Genomic DNA, 8,120 nt, shown 5'->3' with positions numbered 1-8,120 from the left:
GGCATCGCCGGGCGGTCCGGCGTGTCCGGCACAACTGCCGGCGATGGCGAACCGCGCCCACCGGCTCCCGGCGACAACACCCGCTCGCGCGCCGGGCCGGCGGTGCGGTCGTCGTTGGGGGGTCCGGTGTGTCGGGGGCAGCGGCGGGAGCGGCCGGGCGGCGGTTCGCCCGCTCCTGGCGCTCGGGCCCGCTCGCACGGTGCGGGCCGAAGGGGGGCATCGCCGGGCGGTCCGGCGTGTCCGGCACAACTGCCGGCGATGGCGAACCGCGCCCACCGGCTCCCGGCGACAACACCCGCTCGCGCGCCGGACCGGCGGGGCGGTCGTCGTCGGGGGGTCCGGTGTGTCGGGGGCGGCGGGAGCGGCCGGGCGGCGGTTCGCCCGCTCCTGGCGTGCGCGCCCGTTCGCACGGCGCGGGCCGAAGGGGGGCATCGCCGGGCGGTCCGGCGTGTCCGGCACAACTGCCGGCGATGGCGAACCGCGTCCACCGGCTCCCGGCGACAACGCCCGCTCGCGCGCCGGGCCGACGGGGCGGTCCTCGTCGGACGGTCCGGTGTGTCCGGTCCGACTGCCGCAGCGGTGAACCGCGTTCACGGGCTTCCGCCGGTACGCCGGCTCGCGCGGCCGGCCCCTGACGAACGCGGCGGCGATCGGCGGATACGGGAGAGCGCCCGCTCGCGCGGCCGGCCGGGCCGGGCGGGGCGGTCCTGGTCCGGCGGCCTGGCGGCCTGGCGGCCCGGTGGGCAGGCGGCTCGGGCGCAACTGACGCGGCAGCCGGCCTCGCTCGCCCGCTCCTGGCGCTCGCGCGCCTGCCCTGGCGGGTGGCCCGCTGCGGCGGCTCGGCGTCTCCTGCCTGCCCGACCTCGCCCCGAGCCCGTTCACCCCCCGCGTGCCCGCCGCACCCGGGCCGTCGGGAGACCGTCGTCCGGTCGGTCGCGCCCGCCCGCCGCCGACGGCCCGGCCCGGTCGGCCTCTCCCCACCAGCCCCTTGGGCGTCCGCACAGACGCATCGGGTTCGGGTTGGGACGGCGCAGCGAGCCCGTCGTGGGATCTGTACCGGTGCCCGGCGCCCGTGTTGTCGTGAGCTTCCTTTCCCCCCGACGCGCCGTGCCCGCCGGCACGGCCCCGAGGAGCCGCGATGCCCGGAAGACCACCGGACGACGAGTCCGCCCTGCACGTCGAGGGCCTCGACGTGACCTACGGCCGTGCCCTGTCCGCTCTCCGGTCGGTGTCGCTGACCGTCCCGCACGGCGGTGTCGTCACCCTGCTCGGCGCGAACGGCGCCGGCAAGACGACCCTGCTGCGGGCGGTCTCCGGCACGCTGCGCCTGCACCGTGGCAGTGTCACGGCCGGCCGGGTCCGGTACGGCGACACGGTGCTCGACGGCCGGGACCCGGTCGCCGCCGTACGGGCCGGAGTCGTCCAGGTCCCCGAGGGCAGGCGCGTGTTCGCCGGGCTCACGGTCGAGGAGAACCTGCGCAGCGGCGGACTCGGTCTCGGCCGGCGCAGCCCCGCGCTGGTGCGCGAGTCCCGGGACCGGGTGTTCGCCCTGTTCCCCCGGCTCGCCGAACGCACCCGGCAGGCGGCCGGCCTGCTGTCGGGCGGCGAGCAGCAGATGCTGGCCATCGGCCGGGCCCTGATGGCGGCGCCGCGCCTGCTGCTGCTCGACGAGCCGTCGCTGGGCCTCGCACCGCAGATGGTGTACCGGATCGCCGAGGTGATCCGCGAGATCCACGCGCAGGGCACCGCCGTGCTGCTGGTCGAACAGAACGCCGGCATGGCGCTCTCCCTGGCCGACCACGCCTACGTCCTGGAGGTCGGCGAGGTCCGGCTGTCCGGCCCCGCGGACGACCTCGCCCGCACGGACGCGGTACGCCGCCTCTACCTCGGCGAGGAGACCGGGGAAGCGGCCGAGACGGAAGAGTCCGCCGCCGACCACCCGCCCCTCCCCGGACAGGGGGCCGCGTGAACAGCCCGCGACTCCGCCCCCGCCACCCCGCGACCGGCCGGACCGGCCCGCCGCCCGCGCTCCGGGCACAGGACGTCACCGTCCGCTTCGCCGGCCTCACCGCGCTGGACGCCGTGTCCTTCACCGTCGCGCCGGGCTCCGTGCACGCCCTGATCGGGCCCAACGGGGCCGGCAAGTCGACCTGCTTCAACGTCCTGTCGGGCCTGTGCCGGCCGGCCGGCGGCACGGTGCGGCTCGGCGACGACGAGCTGACCCGGCTCGCCCCGCACCGGATCGCCGCCCTCGGCGTGGCCCGCACGTTCCAGAACATCGTCACCACCGGCGGCACGGTCGCCGACAACCTCATGCTCGGCCGGCACGCCCTGTCCCGGGCCGGCTTCGCCGCGAGCGCGCTGCGGCTGCCGGGGGCCGTACGGGAGCAGCGGGACCACCTGGAGCGGGCCCGGGAGATCGCCGAACTCGTCGGCCTGGAGCGCCACTTCGACCGGCCCGTCGGCCTCCTGTCGTACGGCGACCGCAAACGCGTCGAGCTCGCCCGTGCCCTCTGCCTGGAGCCGGCGGTGCTGCTCCTGGACGAACCGGTGGCCGGCATGAACGCGGCCGAACGGGCCCGTACGGCCGACGTCGTCCGGGACGTCCGCGCCCGGCTCGGCCTGTCCGTGCTGCTGGTGGAGCACGACATGGGCCTCGTCATGCGGCTCGCCGACGAGGTCACCGTCCTCGACTTCGGCCGGTCCATCGCCCACGGCACCCCCGACGAGGTCCGCAGGGACCCCGAGGTGCTCCGCGCCTACCTCGGCACCGAGACCCCACGAAAGGACGTGGCATGACCGACGTCCTCGACAACCTCCTCGACGGCCTGGCCCTCGGCAGCGTGTACGCGCTGGTAGCCCTCGGCTTCGTCGTCATCTTCAAGGCGTCGGGCGTACTGAACTTCGCCCACGGCTCCCTGCTCCTGCTCGGCGGCTACCTCACCGCCGTCCTCCACGACGACCTGGGCTTCGCCGGTGCGCTCGCCGTGGCCGCCCTGGCGACCGCGGCCGTGGCCGGCGCCCTGGACCGGCTGCTGCTCCAGCGCGGCGAACAGGACGCGCACGGCGCCCATGTGCAGACCATCGTGACCATCGGCGTCGACATCGTCCTGCTGACCGACCTGTCCCGGCGCATCGGCGGCGACCTGCTGTCCCTGGGCGACCCCTGGGGCGACTCGGTGACCCGTCTCGGCCCGCTGACCGTCGCCGACAGCCGGCTCGCCGCCGTAGCGGTGTCGGCCGTGGTCATCGCCGCGGTGTTCGCCCTCTTCCGGTTCACCGGCTGGGGCCTGTCCCTGCGGGCGTCGGCCGAGGACCCGGAGGCGGCCGCCCTGATGGGCATACGGCAGGCCCGCGTGCGGACCCTCGCCTGGTGCCTGGCCGGCGCGCTGGCCGCCCTGGCCGCCGTCTTCCTCGCCGCGTTCCCGGCCCCCGGACTGGAGCGGACCACCGGGCAGATCGCCCTGAAGGCGTTCCCGGCGGCGATCCTCGGCGGCATGGGATCACCGGGCGGAGCCCTCGCGGGCAGCCTCCTGATCGGTGTGACCGAGGCGCTGGTCGCCGGCTACCAGACCGAACTGCACGTCCTCGGCGAGGGGTTCGGCGACGTCGCGCCGTACGCCGTGATGGTGCTGGTGCTCCTGGTACGGCCCGCCGGGCTGTTCGGCGGCAAGGGAGCGACCCGTGTCTGACCTCGCATCCGGGCGGCCGGCGGTGCGCCGCGCCGCGGTGGCCCTGACCGTCCTCGTCCTGGGCGCCCTGCCCTTCTACCTCGACGCGTTCTGGCTGCGGATCGGCCTGTTCTCCCTGGCGGCCGCCATCGGCGCCGTCGGCCTCGGACTGCTGACCGGCAGCGCCGGCCAACTCTCCCTCGGCCACGCCTTCTTCCTCGCGGTCGGCGCGTACGGCTACGTGTGGCTGGCGGGCGAACCCGGCCCCGCGCTGCCGCCCGCGCTCGCCGCCGTCCTCGCGGTGCTCCTCGCCGGAGCGGTGGGCGGACTGTTCAGTCCCGTCGCGGGCCGGGTCCGCGGCATCTACCTGGGCGTCGCGACGCTCGCGCTGGTCTTCCTCGGCCACCATCTGCTGCTCACCGCGGACTCCGTCACCGGCGGATTCAACGGCCGGTCGGTGCCGCCGCTCACCCTGGGCGGCTTCGGGTTCACCGCCGACGACCCCGAACTCGTCGTGCTGGGCGTGCCGTTCGGCGCCGAGGAACGCCTGTGGTACCTCGGTCTGGCCCTGTTCGCCCTGACCTGGTTCACCGCCCGTGGTCTGCTGCGCGGCCGGCCGGGCAGGGCCCTGACGGCGCTGCGGGACAGCGAGACCGCGGCGGCCGTGATGGGCGTGCACGTGGCCCGCTACCGCTCGGCCGCCTTCGTCACGTCCTCGATGTACGCCGGACTCGCCGGGGTGCTCCTCGCGCTGGCCTTCCGCCGGGTCGTGCCCGACTACTTCGGACTGGCCCTGTCCGTCGACTACCTCGCGATGATCGTGCTCGGCGGACTCGGATCCGTCGCCGGCGCCGCCGCGGGAGCCGTGTTCGTGACCGCGCTGCCCCTGCTGATGACCCGCTACGCCGACCAGTTGCCGCTGGTGACGGCCCCGGGCTCCGGGGACGGCGCGGTCGGCCCGACCGAGGCGGCCCGCTACCTCTACGGCGCCGCGATCGTCCTGGTCCTGCTGTTCGCGCCCGACGGCCTGCACGGTCTGACCCGGCGGGCCCTGGACCGCGTACGGCGCCGCCGGCCCCGTACCCCGCCCCCCGCCCCGACCGCCCCCCGACCACCCGCCGAAGCCGTACGACCCAGGGAGCACACCCCGTGACCACCACGCACCACAGACACCGCACCCAACTCGTCGCAGCCGCGGCCCTGGCCCTGCTGCTGGCGGGCACCGGCTGCAGTTCCAAGGCCGGCAGCCAGGACGGCGGAAGCGGCGCCGACGGCGTCAAGACCGGCCCCGGCGTCACCGACAGGACCATCAGGCTCGGCGCGCTCACCGACCTCACCGGCCCCTACGCCACCCTCGGCAAGAGCATCGTGCAGGCCCAGCAGATGTGGGCCGACGAGACCAACGCCAAGGGCGGCATCTGCGGACGCCGCGTCGAGATCGTCGTCAAGGACCACGGCTACGACGTGCAGAAGGCGGTGACCTCCTACGCCGACATCGCCCCGGACGTGGTCGCCCTGCCGCAGGTCATCGGATCGCCGGTGGTCGCCGCGCTGCTCGACGACATCGAGCGCGACCATCTGCTGACCTTCCCGCAGGCCTGGGCCGCCTCCCTCCTCGGGAAGGACTCCGTCCAGGTCCTGGGCACCACCTACGACGTCGACATGCTCGCCGCCGTCGACTTCCTCACCCGCACCAAGGGGCTGACCAAGGGCGACACCATAGGGCACGTGTACTTCGAGGGCGACTACGGCGCCAACGCGCTGGAGGGCTCGACCTGGGCGGCCGGCCGGGCCGGTGTGAAGGTGGTCGCCCAGAAGATCAAGGCGACGGACACGGACCTGTCCGCACAGGTGTCCGCGCTGCGCAAGGCGAAGGTCAAGGCGATCCTGATCAGCGCCGGCCCCGCCCAGACCGCCTCGCTGGCCGGAGTGGCGGCCTCCCGGGGACTGCGCGTGCCGATCGTCAGCAGCGCCCCGGGGTTCGCGCCGCAGCTCATGAAGACGCCCGCGGGCCCCGCCCTGGACGCCATGCTCAGCGTGGTGAGCGCGGCGCCGGCCGTCAGCTCCGACCTGCCGGGCGTACGGCGCATGGTGGCCGCCTACGCGAAGAAGTTCCCGGGCTCCCCGGTGGACTCCGGTGTCCTGTCCGGCTACAACGCGGCCGAGCTGATGGGCGCCGACCTGAAGAAGGCCTGCGCGGCGGGCAGCCTCGCCCGTGAGGACGTGGTCGCCGCGCACCGGGCGCAGAAGAACGCCGACACCGGACTCGGCAGCCCGCAGGACTTCTCCGACAACTCCCGGCCCGCGAGCCTGGAGACCCGTGTGCTGCGGCCGGACGCGAAGGCGGTCGGCGGCCTGGTGGGGGTGGAGGACGCGCACCGCGCCCCCGGCGTGGAGGAGTACCTGAAGTCCCGCACGTCGTGAGGGCCCGGACGGCCGGCGGGATTCAGCCACGCCGGCACTGAATCCGTTCTTCTTCCTCTATTGGACCTCGGGCGACCGGCGAGCGAGGCTGGGGTGCGTCCGGCGTGCCGCCCGTACGGGGCATGCCGGACGCCAACGGTTCCGCACGACAAGCCGGAAGAGGTCACGAGCACATGCACACTCGCCGCATCGGTGACGTCGACGTCAGTGCCATCGGTCTGGGCGGCATGCCCATGTCCATCGAGGGCCGGCCGGACGAGACCCGCTCCCTCGCCACCATCCACGCCGCGCTCGACGCCGGCGTCACCTTCATCGACACCGCCGACGCCTACCACCGCGACGCCGACGAGGTCGGTCACAACGAGACCCTGATCGCCAAGGCCCTCGCCTCGCACGACCTGGGGCGCGACGTCCTTGTCGCCACCAAGGGCGGCCACCTGCGCCCCGGTGACGGCAGCTGGACGCTGGACGGCAGGCCCGAGCACATCAGGCGGGCCTGCGAGGACTCCCTGCGGCGGCTCGGCGTGGAGGCCATCGGCCTCTACCAGTTCCACCGGCCGGACCCGAAGGTGCCCTACGCCGAGTCGGTCGGCGCGCTGCGGGACCTCCTCGACGAGGGGAAGATCCGGATGGCGGGCATCTCCAACGCCGACCCCGACCGGATCAGGCAGGCCGCCGAGATCCTCGGCGGCCGGCTCGTCTCCGTGCAGAACCAGTTCTCCCCGGCCTTCCGCTCCAGCGAGCCGGAACTGCGCCTGTGCGACGAGCTCGGCATCGCCTTCCTGCCCTGGAGCCCGCTCGGCGGTATCTCCCGGGCGGGTGAACTCGGCTCCTCCTACGCCCCGTTCGCGCGCATCGCGGAAGCACACGGGGTGAGCCCGCAGCGGGTGTGCCTGGCCTGGATGCTGGCCGCCTCACCGGTGGTCGTGCCCATCCCGGGCGCGAGCCGGCCCGAGACGATCCGCGACTCGGCGGCCGCCGCCGAACTCGTGCTCGACGCGGGCGAACTCGCGGAACTGGACGCCGTCTGAGACCTCCCGCACCGCTCCCCGGCGGGACCCGCGGCCCGTCCGCCGCCGGCCCCGCCGGCCGTCGTCGCGTGGCCGGGATCGTTCGTGGACTGGCACCGGCGAAGAACCGGTCCCTAGGATGGACTCCCTGTCCTGCCAGTCCAGTTGGCGCGGCGCGCATCAGGGGGAACGATGACCACCGGCAAGCAGCTGTCCACGTCGATCGACGCCACCGTACCGACGGCCGCCCGGATGTACGACCACTACCTGGGCGGCAAGGACAACTACGCCGCCGACCGGGCGGCGTGCGAGGAACTCGACAAGGTCGTGCCCAGCACGCGTCGGCTGGCCGTCAACAACCGGCGCTTCCTCCAGCGAGCCGTGCGCACGCTGGCGGCGGAGCACGGAATCCGCCAGTTCCTCGACCACGGATCCGGCCTGCCCACGCAGGACAACGTTCACCAGGTCGCCCAGGACATCAACCCCGACACCCACGTGGTCTACGTCGACAACGACCCGATGGTGCTGGTGCACGGCCGGGCCCTGCTGGAGCAGGACGAGCGCACCGCCGTCATCCACGCGGACATGCGCGAGACGGACGCGATCTTCTCGCACCCGGAGACCCGGCGCCTGATCGACTTCTCCCAGCCGGTCGCCGTGCTCTTCAACTCGGTGATGCACTGCATCCCCGACAGCGAGACGGACGGCCCCCTCGCCCTGGCCCGCAGGGTGGCCGACCGGCTGGCCCCCGGCAGCTTCATGCTGATGTGCCAGCTCGTCAGCGAGGACCCCGAGGTCCGCGAGTTCGTCACCGACTTCATGGACCAGGTCACGCAGGGCCACTGGGGGCGGGTCCGGCAGGAGAAGGACGTCGCAGCCCTGTTCGAGGGGCTGGACATCCTCGACCCGGGCCTGGTCGAGGTGTCGACCTGGCGGCCCGACTCCGAGGTGGCGCCCCGTCAGCTCACCCAGGAATGGATCGAGTTCGGCGGCGTCGGCCGTATCCGCTGACCGG

The 8,120-nt window shown here is 74.4% G+C and carries 7 protein-coding genes; all 7 read left to right on the top strand.

From position 1 onward, the window contains the following. Nucleotides 1-1,138: 1,138 nt before the first annotated feature. Complete coding sequence (locus ABZT03_RS19805) at nucleotides 1,139-1,969, top strand: ABC transporter ATP-binding protein (protein ID WP_356041024.1); 831 nt, start codon at nucleotides 1,139-1,141, stop codon at nucleotides 1,967-1,969. Then, complete coding sequence (locus ABZT03_RS19800; RefSeq protein WP_356041023.1) at nucleotides 1,966-2,799, top strand: ABC transporter ATP-binding protein; 834 nt, start codon at nucleotides 1,966-1,968, stop codon at nucleotides 2,797-2,799. Before ABZT03_RS19805 ends, ABZT03_RS19800 begins: the two co-directional genes overlap by 4 nt. Then, nucleotides 2,796-3,692 carry a branched-chain amino acid ABC transporter permease gene (locus tag ABZT03_RS19795; protein WP_356041022.1) on the top strand — a complete coding sequence of 299 codons (897 nt, stop codon included), beginning with the start codon at nucleotides 2,796-2,798 and terminating at the stop codon, nucleotides 3,690-3,692. Before ABZT03_RS19800 ends, ABZT03_RS19795 begins: the two co-directional genes overlap by 4 nt. A gap of 22 nt (nucleotides 3,693-3,714) precedes the next feature. Continuing rightward, nucleotides 3,715-4,824 carry a branched-chain amino acid ABC transporter permease gene (locus ABZT03_RS19790; RefSeq protein WP_356041125.1) on the top strand — a complete coding sequence of 370 codons (1,110 nt, stop codon included), beginning with the start codon at nucleotides 3,715-3,717 and terminating at the stop codon, nucleotides 4,822-4,824. Next, nucleotides 4,821-6,095, top strand: coding sequence for an ABC transporter substrate-binding protein (locus tag ABZT03_RS19785; protein WP_356041021.1), 1,275 nt, complete (start codon nucleotides 4,821-4,823; stop codon nucleotides 6,093-6,095). The genes ABZT03_RS19790 and ABZT03_RS19785 overlap by 4 nt, the downstream gene beginning before the upstream one ends. Nucleotides 6,096-6,268: 173 nt before the next feature. Continuing rightward, nucleotides 6,269-7,126 carry an aldo/keto reductase gene (locus ABZT03_RS19780; RefSeq protein ID WP_356041020.1) on the top strand — a complete coding sequence of 286 codons (858 nt, stop codon included), beginning with the start codon at nucleotides 6,269-6,271 and terminating at the stop codon, nucleotides 7,124-7,126. 171 nt (nucleotides 7,127-7,297) lie between these two features. After that, nucleotides 7,298-8,116 (top strand): SAM-dependent methyltransferase, encoded by an 819-nt coding sequence (locus ABZT03_RS19775; protein WP_356041019.1) that lies wholly within the window; start codon nucleotides 7,298-7,300, stop codon nucleotides 8,114-8,116. Nucleotides 8,117-8,120: the final 4 nt, after the last annotated feature.

Origin of the sequence: Streptomyces sp. NPDC005574, from assembly GCF_040605435.1 — a bacterium.
Classification (GTDB): Bacteria; Actinomycetota; Actinomycetes; order Streptomycetales; family Streptomycetaceae; genus Streptomyces.
Note: the sequence above shows the minus strand (reverse complement) of the source record. Positions and strands in the feature narration are given on the sequence as shown.